This is a genomic window from Mycolicibacterium hippocampi, from assembly GCF_010723735.1.
GTDB lineage: Bacteria > Actinomycetota > Actinomycetes > Mycobacteriales > Mycobacteriaceae > Mycobacterium > Mycobacterium hippocampi.
This window is the reverse complement of the sequence record NZ_BLLB01000002.1, coordinates 4,663,145-4,687,140: the sequence shown is the minus strand read 5'-3', so window position 1 is coordinate 4,687,140 and position 23,996 is coordinate 4,663,145. Positions and strand designations below refer to the sequence as shown.

21 protein-coding genes and 1 tRNA gene are annotated in these 23,996 nt (G+C 67.1%); 14 read left to right on the top strand and 8 right to left on the bottom strand.

The window, feature by feature from the left end; all coding sequences use genetic code 11:
• The first annotated feature begins 77 nt into the window (after nt 1-77).
• On the top strand, nt 78-1,724 hold the full coding sequence (locus tag G6N53_RS23480) for a helicase HerA-like domain-containing protein (RefSeq protein ID WP_163892884.1): 1,647 nt from the start codon (nt 78-80) through the stop codon (nt 1,722-1,724).
• An 88-nt stretch (nt 1,725-1,812) separates the two neighbouring features.
• Here G6N53_RS23480 and cmrA read toward each other — a convergent pair whose 3' ends face one another.
• A complete protein-coding gene (cmrA, locus tag G6N53_RS23475; protein WP_163892881.1) occupies nt 1,813-2,619 on the bottom strand; it encodes a mycolate reductase in 807 nt (268 codons plus the stop codon).
• 25 nt (nt 2,620-2,644) lie between these two features.
• Here cmrA and G6N53_RS23470 point away from each other — a divergent pair, with 25 nt between their 5' ends.
• Nucleotides 2,645-3,970: an MFS transporter gene (locus G6N53_RS23470; protein ID WP_163892878.1), complete on the top strand. Its 1,326-nt coding sequence runs from the start codon at nt 2,645-2,647 to the stop codon at nt 3,968-3,970.
• On the opposite strand, the gene G6N53_RS23465 is transcribed toward G6N53_RS23470, so the two are convergent.
• A complete protein-coding gene (locus tag G6N53_RS23465; protein ID WP_237166622.1) occupies nt 3,967-4,818 on the bottom strand; it encodes an MmpS family transport accessory protein in 852 nt (283 codons plus the stop codon). The genes G6N53_RS23470 and G6N53_RS23465 overlap by 4 nt on opposite strands.
• A 128-nt stretch (nt 4,819-4,946) precedes the next feature.
• Here G6N53_RS23465 and G6N53_RS23460 point away from each other — a divergent pair, with 128 nt between their 5' ends.
• From G6N53_RS23460 to G6N53_RS29925, 3 genes are all read left to right on the top strand, one after another.
• Nucleotides 4,947-6,773, top strand: a complete 1,827-nt coding sequence (locus tag G6N53_RS23460; RefSeq protein ID WP_163896296.1) for an alpha/beta hydrolase family protein — start codon at nt 4,947-4,949, stop codon at nt 6,771-6,773.
• A gap of 84 nt (nt 6,774-6,857) precedes the next feature.
• Complete coding sequence (locus tag G6N53_RS23455) at nt 6,858-7,061, top strand: hypothetical protein (protein WP_159233731.1); 204 nt, start codon at nt 6,858-6,860, stop codon at nt 7,059-7,061.
• Between the two features lie 36 nt (nt 7,062-7,097).
• Entirely contained in the window at nt 7,098-7,253 is a 156-nt protein-coding gene (locus G6N53_RS29925; RefSeq protein WP_159233730.1) for a DUF6131 family protein, read from the top strand.
• 10 nt (nt 7,254-7,263) lie between these two features.
• Here the strand turns inward: G6N53_RS29925 and G6N53_RS23450 are convergent, their stop codons facing one another.
• The gene (locus G6N53_RS23450) at nt 7,264-7,902 is read right to left on the bottom strand and encodes an SACE_7040 family transcriptional regulator (RefSeq protein ID WP_163892872.1); all 639 of its coding nucleotides are present in this window, start codon (nt 7,900-7,902) and stop codon (nt 7,264-7,266) included.
• Between the two features lie 97 nt (nt 7,903-7,999).
• Between G6N53_RS23450 and G6N53_RS23445 the strand changes: the two genes are divergently transcribed.
• From G6N53_RS23445 to G6N53_RS23425, 5 genes are read left to right on the top strand one after another with little or no spacing between them, the layout of a single operon-like run.
• Nucleotides 8,000-9,550 (top strand): carboxyl transferase domain-containing protein, encoded by a 1,551-nt coding sequence (locus tag G6N53_RS23445; RefSeq protein ID WP_163892869.1) that lies wholly within the window; start codon nt 8,000-8,002, stop codon nt 9,548-9,550.
• Between the two features lie 7 nt (nt 9,551-9,557).
• Complete coding sequence (locus G6N53_RS23440) at nt 9,558-11,549, top strand: acetyl/propionyl/methylcrotonyl-CoA carboxylase subunit alpha (protein WP_163892866.1); 1,992 nt, start codon at nt 9,558-9,560, stop codon at nt 11,547-11,549.
• Entirely contained in the window at nt 11,546-12,724 is a 1,179-nt protein-coding gene (locus G6N53_RS23435) for an acyl-CoA dehydrogenase family protein (protein ID WP_163892863.1), read from the top strand. Before G6N53_RS23440 ends, G6N53_RS23435 begins: the two co-directional genes overlap by 4 nt.
• A gap of 26 nt (nt 12,725-12,750) precedes the next feature.
• Nucleotides 12,751-13,245 carry a MaoC family dehydratase gene (locus tag G6N53_RS23430; protein WP_163892860.1) on the top strand — a complete coding sequence of 165 codons (495 nt, stop codon included), beginning with the start codon at nt 12,751-12,753 and terminating at the stop codon, nt 13,243-13,245.
• A complete protein-coding gene (locus tag G6N53_RS23425) occupies nt 13,245-14,051 on the top strand; it encodes an HpcH/HpaI aldolase/citrate lyase family protein (RefSeq protein WP_163892857.1) in 807 nt (268 codons plus the stop codon). Before G6N53_RS23430 ends, G6N53_RS23425 begins: the two co-directional genes overlap by 1 nt.
• A 1-nt stretch (nt 14,052) precedes the next feature.
• On the opposite strand, the gene G6N53_RS23420 is transcribed toward G6N53_RS23425, so the two are convergent.
• From G6N53_RS23420 to G6N53_RS23405, 4 genes are all read right to left on the bottom strand, one after another.
• Nucleotides 14,053-14,805, bottom strand: coding sequence for an enoyl-CoA hydratase (locus G6N53_RS23420; protein ID WP_163892854.1), 753 nt, complete (start codon nt 14,803-14,805; stop codon nt 14,053-14,055).
• Between the two features lie 41 nt (nt 14,806-14,846).
• The gene (locus G6N53_RS23415) at nt 14,847-15,599 is read right to left on the bottom strand and encodes an acyl-[acyl-carrier-protein] thioesterase (protein WP_163892851.1); all 753 of its coding nucleotides are present in this window, start codon (nt 15,597-15,599) and stop codon (nt 14,847-14,849) included.
• Nucleotides 15,600-15,700: 101 nt separating this feature from the next.
• Complete coding sequence (locus tag G6N53_RS23410) at nt 15,701-16,312, bottom strand: class I SAM-dependent methyltransferase (RefSeq protein ID WP_163896294.1); 612 nt, start codon at nt 16,310-16,312, stop codon at nt 15,701-15,703.
• A 27-nt stretch (nt 16,313-16,339) separates the two neighbouring features.
• Nucleotides 16,340-17,074 (bottom strand): dienelactone hydrolase family protein, encoded by a 735-nt coding sequence (locus G6N53_RS23405; protein ID WP_163892848.1) that lies wholly within the window; start codon nt 17,072-17,074, stop codon nt 16,340-16,342.
• A gap of 112 nt (nt 17,075-17,186) precedes the next feature.
• Between G6N53_RS23405 and G6N53_RS23400 the strand changes: the two genes are divergently transcribed.
• Entirely contained in the window at nt 17,187-18,275 is a 1,089-nt protein-coding gene (locus tag G6N53_RS23400) for a PQQ-dependent sugar dehydrogenase (RefSeq protein ID WP_163892845.1), read from the top strand.
• Between the two features lie 22 nt (nt 18,276-18,297).
• On the opposite strand, the gene G6N53_RS23395 is transcribed toward G6N53_RS23400, so the two are convergent.
• Nucleotides 18,298-18,373 (bottom strand) — tRNA-Arg (locus G6N53_RS23395).
• A gap of 97 nt (nt 18,374-18,470) precedes the next feature.
• On the opposite strand from G6N53_RS23395, the gene G6N53_RS23390 reads away from it, so the two are divergent.
• From G6N53_RS23390 to G6N53_RS23380, 3 genes are read left to right on the top strand one after another with little or no spacing between them, the layout of a single operon-like run.
• Nucleotides 18,471-19,946: a wax ester/triacylglycerol synthase family O-acyltransferase gene (locus G6N53_RS23390; protein WP_163892842.1), complete on the top strand. Its 1,476-nt coding sequence runs from the start codon at nt 18,471-18,473 to the stop codon at nt 19,944-19,946.
• On the top strand, nt 19,943-21,616 hold the full coding sequence (locus tag G6N53_RS23385) for an HAD-IB family hydrolase/lysophospholipid acyltransferase family protein (RefSeq protein ID WP_163892839.1): 1,674 nt from the start codon (nt 19,943-19,945) through the stop codon (nt 21,614-21,616). Before G6N53_RS23390 ends, G6N53_RS23385 begins: the two co-directional genes overlap by 4 nt.
• On the top strand, nt 21,613-23,964 hold the full coding sequence (locus tag G6N53_RS23380; protein ID WP_163892836.1) for a glycerol-3-phosphate 1-O-acyltransferase: 2,352 nt from the start codon (nt 21,613-21,615) through the stop codon (nt 23,962-23,964). Before G6N53_RS23385 ends, G6N53_RS23380 begins: the two co-directional genes overlap by 4 nt.
• Nucleotides 23,965-23,996 lie beyond the last annotated feature (32 nt).

Here is a 23,996-nt window from a genome sequence, read left to right as displayed (position 1 = left end):
GCTCAACAGTAAGCCCCACGACCTCGGGCGGCTTCCCACACCCACCTACTGGCGGCTGCCCAAGTAGGGTTCCCCGCATGGCCACGGAGTCCGCAGCGTCCCCCGCACGGCAGATCGCCGCAGGTTACAGCTCTGAAGGTGCCGCGCTGGAACTGGGCGCGGTGCTTGTCGACGGGGTCTGTGATCCGGTAGCGCAGGTGCGAATCCCGCTGGCGACGGTCAACCGGCACGGCCTGGTCGCCGGCGCCACCGGCACCGGGAAAACGAAGTCGCTGCAGGTGCTGGCCGAGCAGCTTTCCGGAGCAGGCGTGCCGGTGCTGATGGCCGACGTGAAGGGTGATCTGTCCGGGCTCTCGCGCCCAGGGCAAGGCGACGACAAGATCACCCAGCGTTCTGTCGATATCGGCGACACCTGGACGCCCACCGCGTACCCGGTGGAGTTCCTGTCACTGGGCACGGCCGGGATCGGAGTGCCCGTCCGCGCGACCGTCACCAGCTTCGGGCCGATCCTGTTGTCGAAGGTGTTGGGGCTCAACCAGACTCAGGAATCCACGCTTGGCCTGATCTTTCACTGGGCAGACCAGCAGGGCTTGCCGCTGCTCGACCTCAAGGATCTGCGGTCGGTGATCCAGTACCTGACCAGCGACGAGGGCAAGCCGCAGCTCAAGGCGCTGGGTGCGGTCTCGACCACCACCGCGGGGGTGATCCTGCGCGCCTTGGTCAACCTCGAGGCCGAAGGTGCCGACACGTTCTTCGGCGAACCCGAGCTCGAGCCCGCTGACCTGATGCGGGTCGACGCCTCGGGGCGGGGGATCATCACCCTGCTCGAACTCGGCACCCAGGCCGCCCGGCCGGTGATGTTCTCCACGTTCCTGATGTGGGTGCTCGCCGATCTGTTCACCACGCTGCCCGAGGTGGGTGACCTCGACAAACCGAAGCTGGTGTTCTTCTTCGACGAGGCCCATCTGCTGTTCACCGACGCTTCCAAAGCCTTCCTGCAGCAGGTGGAGCAGACGGTCAAACTGATCCGCTCCAAGGGCGTCGGCGTCTTCTTCTGCACCCAGCTACCGAACGACGTGCCCAACGCCGTGCTGAGCCAGCTGGGCGCCCGCATCCAGCATGCGCTGCGCGCGTTCACCCCCGACGACCAGAAGGCCCTGTCGAAAACGGTGCGAACCTATCCGAAGACCGACGTGTACGACCTGGAGTCGGCACTGACCTCACTGGGTATCGGTGAGGCCATTGTCACAGTGCTCTCCGAAAAGGGAGCACCGACGCCGGTGGCTTGGACCCGGATGCGCGCGCCGCGCTCGCTGATGGACACCATCGGCCCGGACGCGATCACTGCGGCTGCGGCCGCAAGCCCACTGCAGGCCGAGTACGGACGATCCGTCGATCGAGATTCGGCCTACGAGCGGTTGGCCGCCAGGCTGGCGCCACCGCCCGTCGAGGTACCACCGCCCGTCGAGGTGCCGCCGGCTGTCGAGGTACCGCCGGCTGTCGAGGTACCACCGGCTGTCGAGGTACCACCGGCTGTCGAGGTACCACCGGCTGTCGAGGTACCGCCGATGCCGGCGCCGGGTCTGCCGCCGGAACCGGGCTTCCTGGAGCAGGTGATGGACAGCCCGGCGTTCAAGAGCGCGATGCGCTCCGCAGGAACGGTGATCGGGCGTGAGATCACCCGCAGCATCTTCGGCACCGGCCGCCGACGCCGCCGTCGGTAAACCGCGCCGACCCCTGCGCCGGAACTGCATTCCAGCAGGCCTCGACTCGCAAATCCGCTGCTGGAATACAGTTCCGGCGCAACGGGGTTCAGTCGCCGCCGAGTTTCTTGTAGACCGCGCCGACGATGGGCGCGACGACTGAACGCGGGGCGTAACCGCTGGCCGCCGACATCGCCTTGGACGTGACGCCCGGGACCACCCGCATCTTGTTGCGTTCCAGGCCATCCAGCGACAGCTTGGCGGTGTACTCGGTGGAGATCCACAGGAAGTCCGGGATCAGGCGCTCCACCAGCGACTGCTCGTCGGGGTCGGGCAGGTCGGTACGCACCGGTCCGGGGGCCAGCACGGTGACGTGCACGCCCGCTGACTTCAGCTCTCCGCGTAGGGATTCGCTGAAAGTGTTCACGAACGCCTTGGTCGCGGCGTAGGTCGCGTTGTTCGGAATCGGGGAGTTGCCGGCGGCTGAACCGGAGATCAGGATGCCACCTCCCTTCCGTGCCACCATGCCGGGCAGCACCGCAAGCACCAGATCGTGAACGCCGAGGACGTTGAGCTGCACCTGTTTCCGTTCCTCGGCTGGGTCCAGGTCGGCCACGGCTCCGAACGTCGCGGTGCCGGCGTTTGCGCACAGGATCGAGATGTTGCGACCGGCGAGTTCCTCACACAACGCGTCGCGTCCGGCCGGATCGGCGAGGTCGACGGCGCGCACCTCGACCGTCACCCCGTACTGCTCGCGCAGCCGACTCGCCAGCGCGGCGAGCACGTCCTCCCGCCTGGCGGTGATGATCAGGTGATGGCCGCGAGCGGCGAGCTCGACGGCCAGCGCCTCGCCGATGTTCTGCGACGCACCGGTGACGACAGCACGGGCGTCGGTGCTGGGAGCGGGTACTGCCATGCGCCGGACTATATCGTGGGCGTTCATGAGCGAGCTGCCGCCTCCGGTCCGGACGTCGGCTATCGCCACGGCACGATCGCGCGTGTTGGCGTGGGCGTTGTGGGACTTCGGCGCCACCGCCGTCAACGCGATCGCCGTGACGTTCGTGTTTTCGGTCTACCTGACCGGAACCGTCGGTGACGACCTGCCCGGGGACACCAGCCCGGCCAGCTGGCTCGGCCGGGCGCTCGGGCTTTCCGGCCTTGTGGTGGCTTTGTTGGCACCTGTCACGGGCGTATGGGTGGACGCCCCGGCGCGCCGGCGGCGGGTCCTCGCCGCGCTGACCGGAATGGTCGTCCTGCTGACCGCGACGATGAGCCTCATCCGGGACGATCACCGCTACCTGTGGCCGGGTCTGATCCTGCTGGCGTGCACCGCGGCGTGCAGTGAACTCGCCACGGTGCCGTACAACGCGATGCTGCGGGAGCTCACCACCCCGGGGAACTCCGGCCGGATATCCGGGCTGGGTCTCGGGCTCGGCTATTTCGGCAGCGTGCTGGCGCTGCTGGTGGTGTATCTCGGGTTCATCTCCGGAAGCGGTGACACCCGGGGGCTACTGAGCCTTCCCGTCGACGACGGCCAGAACGTGCGGGCGGCGATGTTGCTGACCGCAGCGTGGTTCGCCTTGTTCGCCCTGCCGCTGCTGATCTCGGTGCCGCCGGCGACCGCGGTGGAGCGAAGCGCGCGCGTCGGCGTCCGCGGCGCCTACCGCAGGCTGGCAGCCGAGATCCGGCGGGAGTGGCGTCGGGACCACAACTTCGTCTACTTCCTGGGCGCCAGCGCGATATTCCGCGACGGACTGGCCGGCATCTTCGCGTTCGGCGCGATACTCGGGGTCAACGTGTACGGGGTCTCAGCCGCCGATGTGCTGCTGTTCGGTATCGCGGCGTCCGTGGTGGCCGCGATCGGGGCGGTGCTCGGCGGTCACGCCGACGACTGGTTCGGGGCCAAACGGGTGATCGTGCTGTCTCTTGCGACGATGATCGTCGTCGCGCTGACCCTGATGGCGTTGTCCGGAGCACTGGCCTTCTGGGTGTGCGGCCTGCTGCTGTGCCTGTTCATCGGTCCGATTCTGTCGGCGTCCCGGACCCTGTTGCTACGGATGTCCGCAGAAGGCAACGAGGGTGTCGCCTTCGGGCTCTACACGACCACCGGCCGCGCGGTGTCTTTCCTTGCGCCGTGGCTGTTCTCTGTTTTCATCGACGTCTTCGGCACCGACCGGGCGGGAATGGGCGGCCTGTGCGTGGTGCTCGCACTCGGTCTGGCAGCGATGCTGGCTGTTCGGGCGCCGCACGTGCGTATTCGCGATTAGCTGGTTGCGCAGATGGTCAGACCGGCGCCGGTGCGTTCCTCCACCGCGACACCGTTGACCGAGATCGAGCAGCTCACCTCGCGGCCGACGTTGATGATGCTGATGCTGGCCGAGCCCTCGGCGGGCTGGGGCAGCGACACCTCCTTGCTCCACGGCAGCATCACGTTGAACTCGGTCTGAAGCAGGCCGCCGGTGTCGACGTAGGTGATGTTGATGGCCCGACCGTCACCGCCGACGGTGTAGACGACGCTGTCCGTCGCGCCGGGGACGGTGGTGTCGGTGGACGGGGTCCGCGACGGGAGGCTGGGCAGCGGCAGTATCGGCGTCGAGGGGGCCCGCGTCGTCGTGGACGGACTTCGCGGCGTCGTCGTGGGGGTGGAGAAACTCGGTTCGGGCAGCGACGGCAGCGGCGCCACCACGGTCTCCTGCCGGGAGCTGTTGACGATCACCAGTGCGATGACCAGGCCGACCACCATGACGACCGCGACTCCGGCGACGATCCACAGCCAGCGTGGCGACTTCGGGCCTTCAGGTGGTGGCGGCTCATCTCCGGGACCGGGCGGATAGGGCGGCCCGTACCGCCCGGTAGCTGATGGGTCGTAGCCGTAGGGCGAATACGCAGGTAGGTGCTCGGTCGGGTGCGGCGGCGGCGCCGCGTAGGACGGCCCGTACGGCGTCTGGCTCGCATAGGCCGGATCGGTGTACCCGGGGTGGCCGTAACCGAACTGCTGGGTCGGCTCCTCACGTCCGCTGAACCCCGATCGCTCCTCACGTCCGCTGAACCCCGATCGCTCCTCACGTCCGCTGAAGCCTGATTGCTCCTCACGTCCGCGGTCGCTCATGCCCACCTCATGGCTGCAGGGTACCTGTGCAACCGCTCAAGGCGCCGGTCACCGGCCCGCACCCCCTCACGGGCGCAGACCATGCAGAATCAGGAGCCGTGGTACAGCAGGTTCGCAGACTCTACGGGGCGTCGATGTCGCCGGACGCCACGGCGTTCGCCCACCTCGTCGACGCCGGGGGATACCCGCGCGCGGTGCAGCGCTTCCTGCGCGGCTGGCGGGCGAGCTCATCGCGCGACGTCGAGCTGCCCATCGAGGGACCCGTCACGCGGGTGATGCATTCGGCCGACGGATACTGGCTGGCCTGCCAGGTCGCCCCCGAGGGCGGCACCCGCAGCCAGATCTGGGTCGTGACAACCGATCCCGACGACCGTGATGCCCGCCGGATCGACCATTGGCCGACAGAGGCCGAGGGCACCGCCGAGTTGATCGGATGGGACGGCACGCTCGTCGCGGCCATCCTGACCGGCGAAGACGGTGTGGGCAGCTCGTGTCTGATCGATCCGTCAGAGGGAACGACCACCGTGCTCGACCGTCGCTCCGGCGGCCGGCTGGTCGACGCCTGGGCCGGCGCGTCGCTGGTGCGTGTCGGCCCACGCGGCTACCGCGACCTGATCATGTTGCGGGGGCTCACCGAAATCGCACTGCTGCCGTACGATCCCGGTTCGACCACCGACACCGGCATCATTCTCGACGACCACAGCCCGCGCAGGCTGCGCTCGGGCCCGGAAGGCGAAACCCTCAAGCTCTACCACCCGGCGAAGGAGTACGGCCTCAACGGCACCGACGGCTACGTGCGTGCGCTGGTGCGAAGCGAGAACGGTACCGAGCACGCCCGGCTGCTCGAGGTGACGACGACCGCGGACGGCGTCGCGTACCAGGTGCTGGCCGAGCGGCCGGGCTACGTGCTGGACGAGTTCACCGTCAGCGATGATCTGTCGACGGTGGCGATTCTGTGGAACAACCACGGCGCCAGCGAGTTGCAGATCCTCGAGTATGCCGACCGCACGCTGCACGATCCGATCCCGTTGCCCGGCATGGTCGCCAGCGAACTGAGCATCAGCGCGGGTGGATCGATGCTGGCCATGACGGTGGAGGGCCCGTCCAAGCCCCCGACCGTGGAGCTGGTCGACCCGCGAACTCGCGAATGGGAGCTCGTCGACCGTGAGCCCAGCAGTGGCCCGCTGTCCGCCGACCCGACCCTGGAGACCGTCACCGCACGCGACGGACTGCAGTTCACCGGCTGGCTGTTCCAGCCGCCGGTCGGTGTGGAGACGATCGGTGCCATGCTGTTCCTACACGGCGGCCCGGAGGGCCAGGGCCGGCCCGGCTACAACGAATTCTTCCCTGCGCTGTTGGAAGCTGGCATCTGTGTGTTTCTTCCGAACGTCCGCGGTTCGGGAGGATTCGGGCGGACGTTCATGCACGCCGACGACCGCGAGCGGCGCTTCGCCGCCATCGACGACGTCGCCGATGCAGTGCGGTTCCTCGTCGACAACGGCCATGCCCCGCCGGGGCGGGTCGCCTGTTGCGGTTGGTCCTACGGTGGTTACCTGACGCAGGCGGCGCTGGCCTTCCATCCCGACGAGTTCGCCGCGGGCATCAGCATCTGCGGGATGAGCGATCTGAACACCTGGTACCGCAACACCGAACAGTGGATCGCCGCGGCGGCCTACCCCAAGTACGGCCATCCGATCAGCGATCGTGAGCTGTTGGAACAACTCTCGCCGCTGCCGCGGGCCGAAGCCATCACCGCGCCACTTCTGTTGGTGCACGGCCTCAATGACACCAACGTGCCGCCCAGTGAGTCCGAGCAGATGTGCCAGGCGCTGCGCGCGCTCGGGCGCCGCACGGAGCTGCTGCTCTTCGAGGACGACGGCCACGAGATCGACAAACGTGAGAACCGTGCGGTGCTGCTGAAGGCGATGACCGGTTGGTTGACCGACGCATTCGCCAACTGACCTGTCGATAGAGGTTTACGAAATTGTCTGCAGGGTAAGTCTTTGTTGCGCGCCAGATGGGTGCGTATACGGAGGAGGCATGGCATGCGAGGAGTACTCGGCGTCATAGTGCTCGTCTGGCTGTTGATCGGCGTTTTCGCCGCCTATCAGCGGGACTATTTCACCGGTGGCGAAGCCAATTGCGCCACAGCGGGAACCATCGCGCTGACCGTGGTCGCAGGGCCGCTGAACTACGCAGGTGTCAATCCAGAAGTCACGGAGTGCAATATTCCCCAACCCAGTCAGTAGTCAATTGACTGGTCATCTGGCAGAAAAGGAGCGGTCATGATCGTCTTGGGTGCGATCCTGCTCATCCTGGGTCTTTTGTTCAATATGGCAATCCTCACCTACATCGGTGTCGTGCTCCTGGTGATCGGTGCCGTCTTCTGGATCCTGGGATCCGTCGGGCGCCCGGTCGGCGGCAGGAAAGCCTGGTACTGACTCAACAAGATCAATCGGACAATCGTTCGGCCGAGGTCAGCGCGGCGACCGTCATCGTTCTCAGGACGGTCCTCGTGCTCGCCTCGGCCGTTTTCGTGATCCCCGGCTTCACGCTGTGCGACGTGGAGTTCAGCAGTCCGAACGTCGCGTGAGCCGCCAGCCGCGCGTCGGCTTCGGTCAACCCGGGTTGGCGCCGACGCAACACATCCACCCAGACCTCGACGTACTGCCGCTGCTTGCGTCGCACCTGTCGCTTCGCCGCAGCCGGCAGGTTGCCGAGATCGCGGTCCTGGATCCGGATCAGGTCGGACTCGCCGAGCGCGAACTCCAGGTGGAAGTCGACCAACCCCTCGAGCGCGGAATGGGGGTCGCCGGAGCGGCCCACCACATCTGTCGCACCGGCCAGCAATCGAGTGCTCACCCCCACCAACAGCTCCACCAGCAGCGCCTCTTTGTTCGGGAAGTGCCGGTAGATCGCAGGCCCACTGACACCCGCCGCCGCGCCGATGTCCTCGAGACGCACAGCGAGGTAGCCGTGTTCGGCCATCAGCCGCTCTGCGGCGGAGAGCAGTTGACCGCGGCGGTCGGATTTGGCCTTGCTGCGCCGTGAGGCGACCGGGGGGAGCGGCGGCGGGTGGTGCGTGCTCATGCCGCCGCCTCCTATACCGATGGTGGACACCGAGAGTTAATGATGATTAACATACCATCAGTTAGTCCCGATTAACTCAAGCAAGGCGGAATCAGCGATGGCAGCGCGGGCATCACATCGTGACGATCATGTGGCGCTGGTCGAGCAGCTTCGAACCAAGCTGGCGCGGGCTGCTCTCGGCGGCCCGGAGCGGTCCCGGGAACGTCACGTCAGCCGGGGTAAGTTGCTGCCGCGGGACCGTGTCGACGGCCTGCTCGACCCGGGCAGCCCCTTCCTGGAGTTGGCCGCGCTCGCGGCAGACGGCATGTACGACGACGAGTGCCCGGGAGCGGGGATGATCGCCGGGATCGGCCGCGTCTCGGGCCGCGAGTGCATGATCGTCGCCAACGACGCGACAGTGAAGGGCGGTACGTACTACCCGATCACCGTCAAGAAACACCTTCGGGCACAGGAGATCGCGGCCCAGAATCATCTGCCGTGCCTCTACCTTGTGGACTCCGGCGGCGCATTCCTGCCCCGCCAGGACGAGGTCTTCCCCGACCGTGAACACTTCGGGCGCATCTTCTACAACCAGGCGACCATGAGCGCCAACGGGATCGCGCAGATCGCGGCGGTGCTCGGCTCCTGTACCGCCGGCGGCGCCTATGTCCCGGCGATGAGTGACGAGGCCGTCATCGTCCGGAACCAGGGCACCATCTTCCTGGGTGGGCCCCCACTGGTGAAAGCGGCAACCGGCGAGGTCGTCACCGCCGAGGAACTCGGTGGGGGGGATCTGCACACGAAGGTCTCCGGCGTGACCGATCACCTCGCCCACGACGATCGCGACGCGCTGCGGACCGTGCGCCGCATCGTGGGTACCCTGGCGCCGCCGACGGAACCGCCTTGGAAAGTGGCGCCGACAGTCGATCCGGTCGCCGAGCAAGCCGAGCTCTACGACGTCGTCCCCGTCGACTCGCGGGTGCCCTACGACGTGCACGAGGTCATCAATCGCATCGTCGACGGCGGCGAGTTCGCAGAATTCAAGTCAGAGTACGGCGCCACCCTGGTGACCGGATTCGCGCGCATCCACGGTCATCCGGTCGGCATCGTCGCCAACAACGGTGTGTTGTTCGGCGAGTCTGCGGTCAAGGGCGCGCATTTCATCGAATTGTGCGACAAGCGCGTCACCCCACTGCTGTTCCTGCAGAACATCTCCGGGTTCATGGTCGGCCGCGACTACGAGGCCGGTGGCATCGCCAAGCACGGCGCCAAGATGGTCACGGCCGTGGCCTGTGCGCGGGTTCCCAAGCTGACCGTGGTGATCGGTGGCTCCTACGGCGCGGGAAACTACTCGATGTGCGGCCGCGCGTATTCGCCACGCTTCCTGTGGATGTGGCCCAATGCCCGGATCTCGGTGATGGGCGGCGAGCAGGCAGCGTCGGTGCTGGCCACGGTGCGCGGCGAGATGACCGCGGAAGAAGAAGAAGCGTTCAAGGCGCCGATCCGAGCACAGTACGAAGATCAGGGCAATCCCTACTACTCGACCGCACGCCTGTGGGATGACGGGGTCATCGACCCCGCTGACACCAGAACCGTTGTCGGGCTGGCACTTTCGGTCGTCGGGCAAGCGGCGCTCGAACCGGTTTCCTACGGCGTATTTCGGATGTGACCAAGACATGACACAGCTTTTCGACACCGTACTGGTCGCCAACCGTGGCGAGATCGCGGTCCGGGTGATCCGCACGTTGCGGTCCATGGGGATCCGTTCGGTGGCGGTGTACAGCGACGCCGACGCCGACGCCCGCCACGTCGCTGCGGCCGACATCGCCGTGCGCCTCGGCCCTGCGCCGGCCCGGCAGAGCTATCTGTCGATCGATGCACTGCTGTCGGCGATCGATCGCACCGGCGCACAAGCTGTCCACCCGGGATACGGATTTCTCTCGGAGAACGCGCAATTCGCCGATGCCTTGAACTCGGCGGGGGTGGTGTTCATCGGACCGCCGGTGGCCGCGATCCAGACAATGGGTGACAAGATCTCGGCCAAGGCAGCGGTGTCGGCTTTCGGGGTGCCCGTGGTGCCGGGGATCTCCCGGCCCGGCCTGACCGACGACGACCTGATCGGCGGCGCCGCCGAGGTCGGCTTCCCCGTGCTGGTGAAGCCGTCGGCGGGAGGCGGCGGCAAGGGCATGCGGGTGGTGCACGACCCCGAGAAGCTCAGCGCTGCCCTCCTTTCGGCGCGGCGTGAGGCCGCGTCGGCGTTCGGCGACGACACGCTGTTCCTCGAACGATTCGTGCTCAACCCGCGCCATATCGAGGTGCAGGTGCTCGCCGACACCCACGGCGACGTCGTGCATCTCGGCGAACGTGAGTGCAGCCTGCAGCGAAGGCATCAGAAGGTGATCGAGGAAGCGCCGTCACCGCTGCTCGACGCCACCACCCGCGCCCGCATCGGTGCCGCCGCATGTGACACCGCCCGCAGCGTCGACTACACCGGCGCCGGAACCGTGGAGTTCATCGTCTCCGCCGACCGGCCCGACGAGTTCTTCTTCATGGAGATGAACACCCGCCTGCAGGTGGAACATCCGGTCACCGAGATGGTGACGGGGCTGGACCTGGTCGAGCTGCAGGTGCGGATCGCCGCGGGGGAGAAGCTGCCGATCGTCCAGGACGATGTCCGGATGACCGGCCACGCGATCGAAGCGCGTGTGTACGCCGAGGATCCCGCCCGCGGATTTCTGCCAACCGGTGGCGATGTCGTCGGCCTGCGCGAGCCGGCCGGACCCGGGATCCGGGTGGACTCCGGGTTGGCCCGTGGCACCATGGTCGGCAGCGACTACGACCCGATGCTGGCGAAGGTCATCGCTCACGGCGCCGACCGGGCCACCGCACTGCGCGAGCTCGACGCGGCGTTGGCCGAGACCGCCGTGCTCGGTCTCACCACCAACGTCGAATTCCTGCGGTTTCTGCTTGCGGATCCCGACGTGGCCGCCGGACGGCTGGATACCGGGTTGCTGGACCGCCGCACCCCGGATTTCACCCCGCAGGGCCCTGGAGACGGTGAGTTGATCGCCGCGGCGGCCTACCGATGGCTGCAGTCGTGGCCGGTTTCTCCGGCAAGCCCGTGGGACGTCCCTTCGGGCTGGCGCATCGCAGGCCGCGCGCCCACGACCATCCGGCTGCGGGCCGGGGAGCGGACCGACCACGTCTGGCTGACCGGTTCACCGGACAACGCCACAGCCACCGTCGAAGGTGGTCGAACCCGAACCCTGCGGGCATCTCTCGACGATGACCGGCTGTCGGTGACAGTCGACGGGTTACGCTCTCAATACCTGGTGGCTGCCGTAGGCGCACAGGTGTGGCTGGCCGGATCGGGTCGGGTCGCGTTGGTCGAGGAGATCCTGGAAGCGCCCGTGCGTCCTGATGACGCGCACAGTGGCGACGCCGAGCTGACCAGTCCGATGCCCGGCACGGTCGTCGCGGTCGGTATCCAGGACGGTACGACGGTGACGACCGGCGCGGTGGTGGTCACCGTGGAGGCGATGAAGATGGAGCACGCGCTGGCCGCACCGGTCGACGGTGTGGTGGAACTGCTCGTCAGCGTGGGCGAACAGGTGAAAGTGGGCCAGGTGCTGGCCCGGATAACGGCAACTGAGGAGCCGCAGCAGTGACGACCCACAATCAGCCGACCGACTTCCTGGCGACCGGCACGCTGCCCGACCACTACGAACAGCTGGTCAAGACCGTGCGCGACTTCGCGCAGAGCGTGGTGGCGCCGGTCTCGGCCAAACACGACGAAGAGCACTCGTTCCCGTACGAGGTCGTGGCCGGGATGGCTGACATGGGGCTGTTCGGGCTGCCGTTCCCCGAGGAGTACGGCGGCATGGGCGGTGACTACTTCGCGCTGTGTCTGGCGCTGGAAGAGCTCGGCAAGGTCGACCAGAGTGTGGCGATCACGCTGGAGGCCGGGGTGTCGCTGGGTGCCATGCCGGTCTACCGCTTCGGCAATGAGGAGCAGAAGCAGGAGTGGCTGCCGCTGCTGGCGAGCGGAAAGGCGCTCGGGGCGTTCGGGTTGACCGAAGCGGGCGGCGGTAGCGATGCCGGAGCCACCAAGACGACCGCCCGGAGCGATGGCTCAACTTGGGTCATTAACGGCAGCAAGCAGTTCATCACCAACTCGGGCACCGACATCACCAAGCTGGTGACGGTCACCGCGGTCACCGGTGAGAACGAGGGAAAAAAGGAGATCTCGTCGATCCTGGTGCCGGTGCCGATCGAGGGTTTCACCGCGGAGCCGGCCTACAACAAGGTGGGCTGGAACGCCTCGGACACTCATCCTTTGAGTTTTGACGACGTGCGGGTGCCGCAGGAGAACCTTCTCGGCGAGCGGGGGCGTGGATATGCGAACTTCCTGCGCATCCTCGACGAGGGCCGCATTGCGATCGCGGCGCTGTCGGTCGGTGCGGCACAGGGGTGCGTGGATGAGAGCGTCAAGTACGCCAGGGAGCGTGAGGCTTTCGGCCGCAAGATCGGGACCAACCAGGCGATCGCGTTCAAGATCGCCCGGATGGAGACCAGAGCCCACGTCGCCCGAGCGACCTACTATGACGCGGCCGCGTTGATGCTCGCGGGCAAGCCGTTCAAGAAGCAGGCCGCGATCGCCAAGCTGGTGGCCAGCGAGGCGGCCATGGACAACGCCCGCGACGCCACCCAGATCTTCGGCGGCTACGGCTTCATGAACGAGTACCCGGTGGCCCGGCATTACCGGGACAGCAAGATCCTCGAAATCGGCGAAGGGACCACGGAAGTGCAGCTGATGCTGATCGGGCGAGAGTTGGGCTTGTGAGCGGGGCGAACGATCGGGCAGAAGTGATGGGCGAAGCGCCGAAGAAGACGGTCGTCCAGCGTGGTCTGTGGTTCGAGGAATTCGAGACCGATGTGCTCTACCAGCACCGGCCGGGGCGAACCATCACAGAGGCCGACAATGTCCTGTTCACCACGCTGACCATGAACACCCAGGCGTTGCATCTGGACGCCGCGTTCTCCGATGCGCTGCCGCCTTTCAACCAGCGGCTGGTCAACTCGATGTTCACGCTGTCCACGTTGGTGGGGTTGTCGGTCGCCCAGCTCACCCAGGGCACCATCGTCGGCAACCTGGGGTTCGGTGAGGTTGCCTTTCCCAAACCGTTGTTCCACGGCGACACCCTCTACGCCGAGACGGAGGTCGTCGACAAGCGCGAGTCCAGGAGCCGGCCGGGCGAGGGCATCGTCACCTTCGCCCACACCGGACGCAACCAGCACGGTGACGTGGTCGCGACAGCGTCGCGGAAGACCATGGTGCGCAAGCGTCCCGAAAGCGAGGCGTGATGGCGCTGGCGGAGAGCGGGCCCGGCTGGCTGTTCTGCCCGGCCGACCGTCCGGAGCGATTCGAGAAGGCCGCTGCGGCAGCTGATGTGGTGATCCTCGACCTCGAGGACGGTGTCGCGGCCAAAGACCGGGAAGCCGCCCGAAAGGCGCTGCTGGACACCCCGCTGGACCCGACCCGCACGGTGGTCCGTGTCAACCCCGTCGCCACGGCAGACCACGCGCTCGACGTCGAGGCAGTCAAAGCCACCGACTACACCACGGTGATGCTGGCCAAGACCGAAACCGCCGAGCAGGTCGCCTCGCTGGCACCGCTCGACGTGGTCGTGCTGGTCGAAACGCCGCGGGGAGCCTTGGCCGTCACCGAGACCGCCCGGGTCGACAACGCCGTGGCCGTCATGTGGGGCGCCGAAGATCTGTTCGCGGCCACCGGTGGAACCGCGAACCGCCGGCCCGACGGCAGCTACCGCGATGTCGCCAAGCACGTGCGGTCACAGACCCTGCTCGCCGCCAAGGCCTTCGGCCGGCTGGCGCTCGACTCGGTGTATCTCGACATCAAAGACCTGGACGGGCTGCGCGCCGAGACCGACGACGCCGTCGCGGTCGGATTCGACGCCAAGGTTGCGATCCATCCCACGCAGGTGGCGGTGATCCGTGCCGGGTACGCACCCACCGCTGCTCAGACCGATTGGGCGCGAGCTGTCCTCGCCAGGGCCGCCACCGAGCGCGGGGTGTTCCAGTTCGAAGGTCAGATGGTCGACATGCCGGTGTTGCGCCGCGCCGAGCGCATCGTGGCGCTGGCGCCGTAGCTCACTTGCGCTTGGCGGCAGCCAATCTGGCGGCGAACTCCGGTGACTCGATCGATACCGCCTGTGGACCGATCTCGACATCGACTGCGAGCCGGTGCTGGTCGAGGTCGACGGTGCCGGGGTTCGCGGTGGCCCGCATCGAAGCCTTGGTTGCCATGACCACGTCGCGGGGCGCGGAGGCCGGCCCGGCCGCAAGAGCCCGGGCGGTGGCCACCGCGTCGTCGGCCACCTCCAGCGCCAGCCCGTGGCGGACCGCCGCTTCGGCGTCGAAGCGCATCCCGAACAGCAGGGCTGCCCGGGCCGCCTGGGGGCCGATGGCACGCTGCAGCATCCAGGTCGCACCGCCTCCCGGGTGAATGCCGAGCTTCTGGAACCGCGGATCGAACAGCGCCGACGGGCCGGCGATGCGCACGTCGGCCGCCAGGGCCAGATTCAAACCCGCTCCGACGGCTGGCCCGTTGACCGCGGCGATGGTGGGCAGCGTGCACTGCGCGACAGCGAGGAAGCCGTCGTAGATCACCCGCAGGCCGTCCTCGGTCGCTTCGCCAAGAGCGGTGAGGTCGGCGCCGGCACAGAACGCCTTGCCGGCGCCGGTGACGACGACCGCGTGCACACCGGTGTCGGCCTCCGCCGCTTCGATAGCTGCCCGAAGTGCCGCCGAACTCTCCGCCGTCACGGCGTTGCGGCGGTCGGGATCATTGACGGTGATGACTGCGACGCGGTCCTCGACCTGCGTCAGTACCAAAGCGGACACTCGCTCAGGGTAGTGGCGTGGCCGGGCGGTCCCACATAGGGCTACAGCGTGCGCAGCAGGGCAGCGGCGCGGACCTCGTCGCCGACGGACAGTGCGATCTGCACATCGTCGCCGTGGCGGGACCATCCGACGGTGATGTCCTCGCCGTACTTGATCGGCCTGCGGTATTCGATGACTGTGCGGTAGGGCGGTGTGCAGATGTCGGGGACCAGGGCGATCACTTCGTGGATGGCGTGCCAGTAGGCGGTGTTGGTGACGTGTTCGAAGATGTCGATGTCAGTGCGGCGCAGCGGGAACGGCATCGTCTCGTCCAGGTTGTCCGGGTTCTCCAGCCATGGGCTCCACTTCAGCCGGTGCACATCGGTGGTGGACGCGAATCGTTCGATCAGCGTGTCCGAAACACGCTGCGGTGTCAGTGTCTTCGAGTTGATCGCGATCCAGAAACCCTCGGTCTCGATGCGGCCACCGTCGCTGCCGACGAGGTCGACGCGCATCGTGCACCACCGCGACGACAGTGCCGAGCACCATCGGCTGAACGAGATGTCGTTCGGAAACTCGATCGGTTCGATGACGTCGATGACGGTGCGTTGTACCAGCCAGTGCGGATGGTCCTCGGCTTCCCCGGCGTCGACCAGGTTCTCCGCGCCTACTTCCTGGATGTAGCGGGCCACGCCGTCGAGGCGCAGGTGGAGGTTCCCGTCGAGGTCGCCGGTCGCCACCGGCCACGACGTGCGGTAGACGTATCCGGTCTCAGGCATGGCGCTGAGGCGATGATCGACGGCGTTGGTGGGCATCGCGGGTCAGCCTACGGACCCTGGTTGTTCTCGGGGAGCAAGTATCGCGCGAGACACCTCATCCATAGATCGAACAATTGTGCGACCCGCCGACAAAATCGCTACGGCTTCGACCACCGCAGCAGATATCTGTAGTAGAGGGCGCGTCGGATCTCCGCCCCAGGAAGGACGTCGTCAACGACCCGCCGGATGTCGTCGAGGCTCTCTCGCGGCTCAGCGACCAGGACACCGACATCGCGCGTCTCTCGGTGTAGCGCCGAACCGATGCGCACCGCCGGTAGGCATGCCGCCGACCAGAGAAAGTCGCCGACTGTTCGGTTGGCACTGAGGCCGACCACCGCGATCTCGCCGGAGGGGCGAAGCAGCCGGCGAGCCTTGAGCAGTGCGTCCCGCAGTTCCATGTGGTGCAGGCTGGCGACGAAGGTGATCAGGTCGAACCGGGCACTGCCGGCGGCACAGTCGTCGAACGCGGCCTGATCAACCGCCACGTTGCGCGCGGTGCCTACCCGATCACGTGCCCGTCGAACAGCCGTGCCGTCCGGATCGATGGCGAGGACCGACCGCGACACCGGCGCGAGGCGTTGCGCCAGCAGACCGTCGCCACAGCCGACGTCGAGTACGTCGCCGCGGTGTCGCGCGGCGAGGGAGGCCAGCCATGGGTGGTAGGCGGTGTTGTGATTCCAATACTCAGCCTGCGTCTTCCGCGTCCGAATCACCTTCCCCGCAGTGGTTGTCGGGCCTCAGTGTGCTGTCGACTCTTGACCGAAGCTTTCGCCGAGGAAGGATTCCAGCGACGCCCATGCGCGGCGCGCCGCGGACTCGCTGTGCAGAATACCGCGGTCCACATCGTCGGCCCAGGGCGCCATGAACGCGTGCATCGTGTTGCCGTATGCGTGCAGCTGCCAGTCGATCCCACGGCCGGAGAACTCCCGGCCCAGGGCGACGACGTCCTCGGGCGGTGCGTAGGGGTCGTCCCACCCGTGGAACACCATCACCTTGGCGGTGACGATGTGCGGGGTGTCGTCGGGAGGTGGGGTCAACAAGCCGTGGAAACTCGCGACCCCGGCAAGCGGGTGGCCGGCGCGAGCCAGATCGAGGACACACAACCCGCCGAAGCAGAAGCCAATCGCTGCGACTCGTCCGGCGTCTACTTGCGGAGCGGCCGTCAGCGTCCCGAGCACCTTGGTGAGGCGCTCGCCGAGCGCGGCGCGGTCGTCGAGATAGCCGGTCATCGCAGCGGTGGTGCTGTCGATGCCGCCGCCGCTGACCGCCTCGCCGAACAGGTCCACCGCAATCGCCTGGTAGCCCCACTCCGTCAAGCGCGTGGCGAACTGCAGTTGGGCGTCGCTGCGGCCTTCCATGCCGTGGAACACCAGGACAGTGGGCGCCGGACCCACGGTGTCGTCACGGACCAGCACGGCATCGAACTGCACGCCGTCTATCGCGTGTCGTAGCGAAGTGTTGAGTACAGCCATGCCACAGACACTTCCACGACGGTTGCAGAGCGGGAAGGACGTTTCGCTGCGCGCGAAGGTCGCGCCTCTCGGTCGTGGCGAGTCCGGCCCTTCGTGGCTACGTTGGAGAGCAATGGTTGGTCACGGTCGACGACGCGCATGGTGGGTGGCGGCCGTCGTGGGTGCGTTGATCGCCGGATGTTCACCGAGTGACTCGGGCTCCCGCGAGGTGCAGAGCTCCGCGGTCAGCACCCAAGACGTCGCCACCGGACTCGGCGTGCCGTGGGGTGTCACGTTTCTTCCGGACGGAACCGCGTTGATCGCCGAACGTGACACCGGCGCTGTCAAACACCTGACTGCGCCCGGCCAACTGCGCGAGATCGGCAACGTCACCGGTGTGGTGCCGCGCGGCGAGGCCGGCCTGCTCGGATTGGCGGTGTCGCCGAACTTCGCCCAGGACCAGACGGTGTTCGCCTACTTCACCACCGACGCCGACAACCGGGTCGTGGCCACCCGCTTCGACGGAAGCGTGCTCACCGACCAGCGACCGGTCCTGACCGGAATCCCGGCGGCGAGGATCCACGACGGCGGACGCATCGTCTTCGGCCCCGACGGGAAGCTGTACGTGACCACCGGTGACGCCGGGAATTCCGGACTGGCACAAGATAAGTCGTCACTGGGCGGCAAGATACTACGCATCAACCCGGACGGCTCCGTCCCGGCGGACAACCCGGACTCGGCATCACCGGTCTGGTCCTACGGGCATCGCAATGTGCAGGGTCTGACCTGGGACGCGCAGGGCCGCATGTGGGCCACCGAGTACGGCGCCAACACCTGGGACGAGGTCAACCTGATCGAACCCGACGGAAACTACGGCTGGCCCGAAGCGGAGGGACGGGCCGGCATCCCCGGGCTGATCGACCCGCGGGTCCAGTGGGGGACCGGAGAGGCGTCTCCGTCCGGACTGGCCTACACGGCGGGTTCGCTATGGGTGGCGGCCCTGCGTGGTGAGCGGCTGTGGCAGATACCGATCGGCGCGGACGGAGCGCTCGGCGAACCCGTCGGCCACTTCGTCGAGCAGTACGGGCGGCTGCGGACGGTTGTGGCGGCGCCCGACGGCACATTGTGGTTCACCACCAGCAACCGTGACGGGCGGGGTGACCCGCGGGATGGCGACGATCGAATCGTCAGTGTGCGTCCGGACGCGCTGACGGGCGGTTGACGACACGGGCACCACTCTTACCTGGCGCCCCCGGCAGGGATCGAACCTGCGACCAACCGCTTAGAAGGCGGCTGCTCTATCCGCTGAGCTACGGGGGCAGCGCCGAGCAGTGTATCGAACGCGACGTGTGCGACCGCTGCGGTGACGGCGCCAAAACCTGCTCCGGTCACAGTGTCGCCGACTAGCGTGGTGCGCATGAGCAACGCGCCGGAACTGGATGCGGCCGGACTCCCGGAGGAACTCAGCCCGCTCGACCAGATCCTGCATCGCGGGGAAGCCAATCCCCGCACCCGGTCAGGCATCATCACGCTGGAACTGCTCGACACCACACCGGACTGGGATTTGTTCCGCCGCCGTTTCGAGATCGCCTCGCGCAAGGTGCTCCGGCTGCGGCAGAAGGTCGTGACGCCGACGCTGCCGACCGCAGCCCCCCGCTGGGTCGTGGACCCCGACTTCAACCTCGACTTCCACGTCCGCCGGGTGCGGGTCCCGGAGCCGGGCACGCTGCGTCAGGTGATGGACATCGTCGAGGTCGCCGCGCAGTCCCCACTCGACATCTCGCGGCCGTTGTGGACGGCCACCCTGATCGAGGGCATGCAGAACGCGCAAGCCGCCTTGATGGTGCATCTGAGCCACGCGGTGACGGACGGTGTCGGCGGTGTCGAGATGTTCGCCAACCTGTACGACCTCGAGCGTGACCCGCCTGCGCAGGACACCCCACCCCTTCCGATCCCGTCCGACCTGTCGCCCAACGACCTGATGCGACAAGGAGTCAACCGGCTGCCGGGCACCATCGTCGGCGGGGTGCGCGGCGTCCTGTTCGGTGCCGCGCTCACGGTGGGCCATGTGGTGCGCGATCCGGTGCGCCGACTCGGCAGCGTCATCGACTACGCGATGTCCGGCGCCAGGGTGATTGGCCCGGTTGCCGACCCGTCACCGTTGCTGCGTCGCCGCAGCCTGTCCTCACGCAGCGAGGCCATCGACATCGAGTTCGGGGACCTGCATCGCGCAGCGAAAGCTGCCGGCGGGTCGATCAATGACGCCTATCTCGCCGGGTTGTGCGGTGCACTGCGCCTCTACCACCAGGCCAAGGGGGTCCCGGTCGACACTCTGCCGATGGCTGTCCCGGTGAACCTGCGTTCCGACGCAGATCCGGCGGGTGGCAACCGGTTCGCCGGGGTCAACCTCGCGGCGCCGATCGGCTTGTCCGACCCCGCGGTGCGCATCAAGAACATCCGCGCGCAGATGACCAGCAAGCGCGACGAGCGTGCCCTCGACATGGTCGGAGCGATCGCACCTGTCGTGAGCCTGCTGCCGGACACCGTGCTGGAATCGATGGCCGGATCCATCGTGAACTCCGACGTGCAGGCCAGCAACGTACCGGTTTATGCCGGTGACACCTTCATCGCCGGTGCGAAGGTGCTGCGACAGTACGGACTTGGGCCGTTGCCCGGGGTGGCGATGATGGTGGTGCTGATCTCGCGGTCCGGTTATTGCACCGTCACCCTGCGCTACGACAAGGCATCGATCACCGACCCGAAACTGCTGGCTGACTGTCTGATCGCCGGTTTCGATGAAGTGCTCGCGCTCGGCGGTGACGGTCGAGCGACACCGGTGACGTTCGAGCAACAGTCCAGTCCCTACTCACGCAACGGAAGTGCCGCACAATGACATCGGGAGTATCGGGCACATCAGCTGACGGTCAGCTGCGTCTACCGGGTTCGGTCGCCGAGATCCATGCAAGTCCGCCCGGCCCCGAGGTGGGCGCGTTTTTCGACCTCGATGGCACGCTCGTCGCCGGGTTCACCGGCGTCGTGATGACGCAGGACCGGCTGCGGCGCCGCCAGATGTCGGTCGGTGAGTTCGTCGGAATGGTGCAGGCCGGTCTCAATCACCAGCTGGGCCGTTCGGAGTTCGAGGACCTCATCGGCAAGGGCGCGCGCATGTTGCGCGGCAACTCGGTCGACGAGATCGACGAACTGGCCGAGCGGCTGTTCGTGCAGAAGATCGTCAGCCGGATCTATCCGGAGATGCGTGAGCTGGTACGTGCGCACATGAACCGTGGCCACACCGTGGTGCTCAGCTCGTCGGCGCTGACGGTGCAGGTCGAGCCGGTGGCGCGGTTCCTCGGCATCAACAACGTGTTGAGCAACAAGTTCGAGACCGACGACGACGGCCTGATCACCGGCGAGGTCAAGCGGCCGATCATCTGGGGTCCCGGCAAGGCCAGGGCGGTGCAGGAGTTCGCCGCGGCGAACGAGGTGGATCTGTCGAAGAGCTACTTCTACGCCGACGGCGACGAGGACGTCGCGTTGATGTACCTCGTCGGCAACCCCCGTCCGACCAACCCGGCGGGCAAGATGGCCGCCGTCGCCGCCAAACGGGGGTGGCCGGTGCTGCGGTTCAGCAGCCGCAGCGGCACCAGCCCGCTTTCCCAGTTGCGCACCGCCGCCGGCATCGCGTCGATGATGCCGATCGCCGCCGGAGCGGTCGGCGTCGGGCTGCTTACCCGCAACCGGCGCACCGGCGTGAACTTCTTCACCTCGATGTTCGGGCGCACGCTGCTCAACACCATCGGCATCAACCTGCAGGTGCTCGGCAGAGAGAACCTGACCGCGCAACGGCCCGCGGTGTTCATCTTCAACCACCGCAACCAGGCGGACCCCCTGATCGCGGGGCGGCTGGTCAGCGACAACTTCACCTCGGTCGGCAAGAAGGAACTCGAGAACGATCCCATCGTCGGCACCATGGGCAAGATCATGGATGCGGCGTTCATCGACCGCGACGACCCGGCGAAGGCGGTCGAAGGTCTCAAGAAGGTCGAGGACCTCGCGCGCAAGGGACTGTCCATCCTGATCGCACCCGAAGGCACCCGGCTGGACACCACAGAGGTCGGCGACTTCAAGAAGGGTGCATTCCGGATTGCGATGTCTGTGGGCATCCCCATCGTGCCGATCGTGATCCGCAACGCGGAGGTGATCGCCGCGCGCGATTCCAGCACCTTCAATCCCGGTACCGTCGATGTTGTTGTCTACCCGCCGATTCCGGTCGACGATTGGACCCACGAGAACCTGGCAGAGCGCATCGCCGAGGTGCGTGGGCTCTACATGGACACCCTTCGGAACTGGCCCCACGACGAGGTGCCGGTCCCCGACCTCTACAAGCGCAAGAAGGCCCCGGCCAAGAAGGCGCCGGCGAAGAAGGCGACCGCCAAGAAGGCGCCGGCGAAGAAGACGGCAGCCAAGAAGACGCCGGCGAAGAAGACGGCAGCCAAGAAGACGCCGGCCAAGAAAGCTCCCGCCAAGGGAGCTGCCAAGCGCACCGGCAAGGGACGGCCATGAAGCCGCACATCGAAGACATGGCGGCCTTCTCCGCCACCGACGACGCTCTTGTCCTCGCGTCGGTGTCGTCACCGGCCGAGGAGGAGCTTCTCAACGACTGGCTGCAACACCAGCGCCGCGAGCATCCCGAATCGAACATCGCGGTGCTCAAGCTGCCGGCCGACGACGATCCGCCGCCGGGTGTGCTCGCCGGTCTCGTCGAGTTGCTCGAGGCCGACGGCGACCGTTCGGTCGTGCCGGTCCGCGTGTTCTGGGTCCCGGGCGGGCTGCCGACGCGATCCAAGGTGGTGGCGCTGTTGTCGGGTCGCGACACCTACTGCCCGCCGCAGCTTCTACAGCGCCGAATCCTGAAGCGGGACCCGGCGCGTGCCCGGGTGGTCGCGGGCGAACCCGCGAAGGTTTCGGAGCTGCATCAGCAGTGGAGCGAGACCACTGTTGCCGAGAACCCAAGGGAATTCGCCCGATTCGTCATCCGCCGGGCGATCCTCGCGATCGAACGGGTCGAGCTGCGTCTGCTCGGACCCGAGTACAAGTCGCCCCGACTGGTCAAACCAGAAATGTTGGCGTCGGCGCGGTTCCGCGAGGGCCTGGAGAAGATTCCCGGCGCGACGGTCGAGAAGGCGGGCGAGATGCTCGACGAACTCGGCACCGGTTGGAGCCGGTTCTCCGTCGACCTGATCCCGTCGCTGGGGCGCGCCATATTCAGCAGAGGGTTCGACCCGAACATCGATTACGACCGTCTCGAGGTCGAATCGATGCGCCACGCCCTCGAATCCCACCCGGCAGTGCTGCTGTTCTCGCACCGGTCCTATCTCGACGGCGCGATCGTTCCCGTCGCGATGCAGGAGAACCGGCTGCCACCGGTGCACACCTTCGCCGGAATCAACCTGTCGTTCGGAGCGATGGGCCCGCTGATGCGGCGGTCGGGCGTCATCTTCATCCGGCGCAAGCTCGACGACCCGCTGTACAAGTATGTGCTGCGTCAGTTCGTCGGTTACATCGTGGAGAAGCGGTTCAACCTCAGCTGGTCGATCGAGGGAACCCGGTCGCGCACCGGAAAGATGTTGCCCCCCAAGCTCGGTCTACTGGCCTACGTCGCAGACGCCTATCTGGACGGCCGCAGTGACGACATCCTGCTGCAACCGGTGTCCATCAGCTTCGACCAACTCCACGAAACCGCCGAGTACGCGGCCTACGCGCGGGGCGGGGAGAAGACCCCGGAGGGTTTGTCGTGGCTGTACAACTTCATCAAGGCGCAGGGCGAGCGCAACTACGGCAAGATCTATGTGCGGTTCCCAGAAGCCGTCTCGATGCGCGAATACCTCGGCGAGCCCCACGGCCCGATGACGACTGACGAGGACGCCAAACGCCTTGCGCTGCAGAAGATGGCGTTCGAGGTCGCGTTCCGGATCCTCCAGGTCACGCCCGTCAATGCCACCGCTCTGGTGTCGGCGTTGCTGCTGAGCACCCGCGGTATCGCGCTGACGCTGGACCAGTTGCACCACACCCTGCAGGACTCGCTGGACTACCTCGAGCGCAAACAGACCCCGATGACCAACAGCGCGCTGCGGCTGCGAACCCCCGACGGTGTGCGCGCGGCGGTGGACGCACTGTCCAATGGACACCCGGTGACCCGGATCGACGGGGGCCGAGAACCGGTGTGGCACATCGCCTCGCAGGACGAGCACGAGGCCGCGTTCTACCGCAACTCGCTGATCGACGCGTTCCTGGAGACGTCGTTGGTCGAACTGTCGCTCGCCCACGCCGCCCGCGCGGATTCCGACCGCCTGGAAGCGTTCTGGTCGCAGGTGATGAGGCTGCGCGATCTGCTGAAGTTCGACTTCTACTTCGCCGACTCCGCGGGTTTCCGGGAACACGTCATCCACGAAATGTCGTGGCATCCGGGGTGGGAGGACGATGTCGACGCCGGGGGCGAGCGGATCGACGCGCTGCTGCGGGCCAAACGCCCGGCGATCGCCGGGCCGCTGCTGCGCCCGTTCTTCGAGGCCTACCGCATCGTCGCCGACGTCCTGATCGACGCACCCGCTGAGGTCTCCGAGAAGGACCTGACCGCCACGGCGCTGGGGTTGGGGCAGCAGTATGTGGCCCAGGGTGTGGTCCGCAGCGCCGAGTCGGTGTCGGCGCTGCTGTTCACCACCGCGCGCCAGGTGGCCGTGGACCAGCATCTGCTCGAACCCGCGGCAGACCTGCCCGGTCGGCGGAAGGCCTTCCGCGACGAGCTCCGCGGGATCCTGGAGGACATGGAAACGGTCGATGCCATCTCGCGCGACCAATTCTTCGTCCGTGAACGCAACCGCCGCGGGATGCGCAGCAACGAGCCTGTCTAGCGGGCCCCGCGCGGTGAGGTCATACCCTTGGC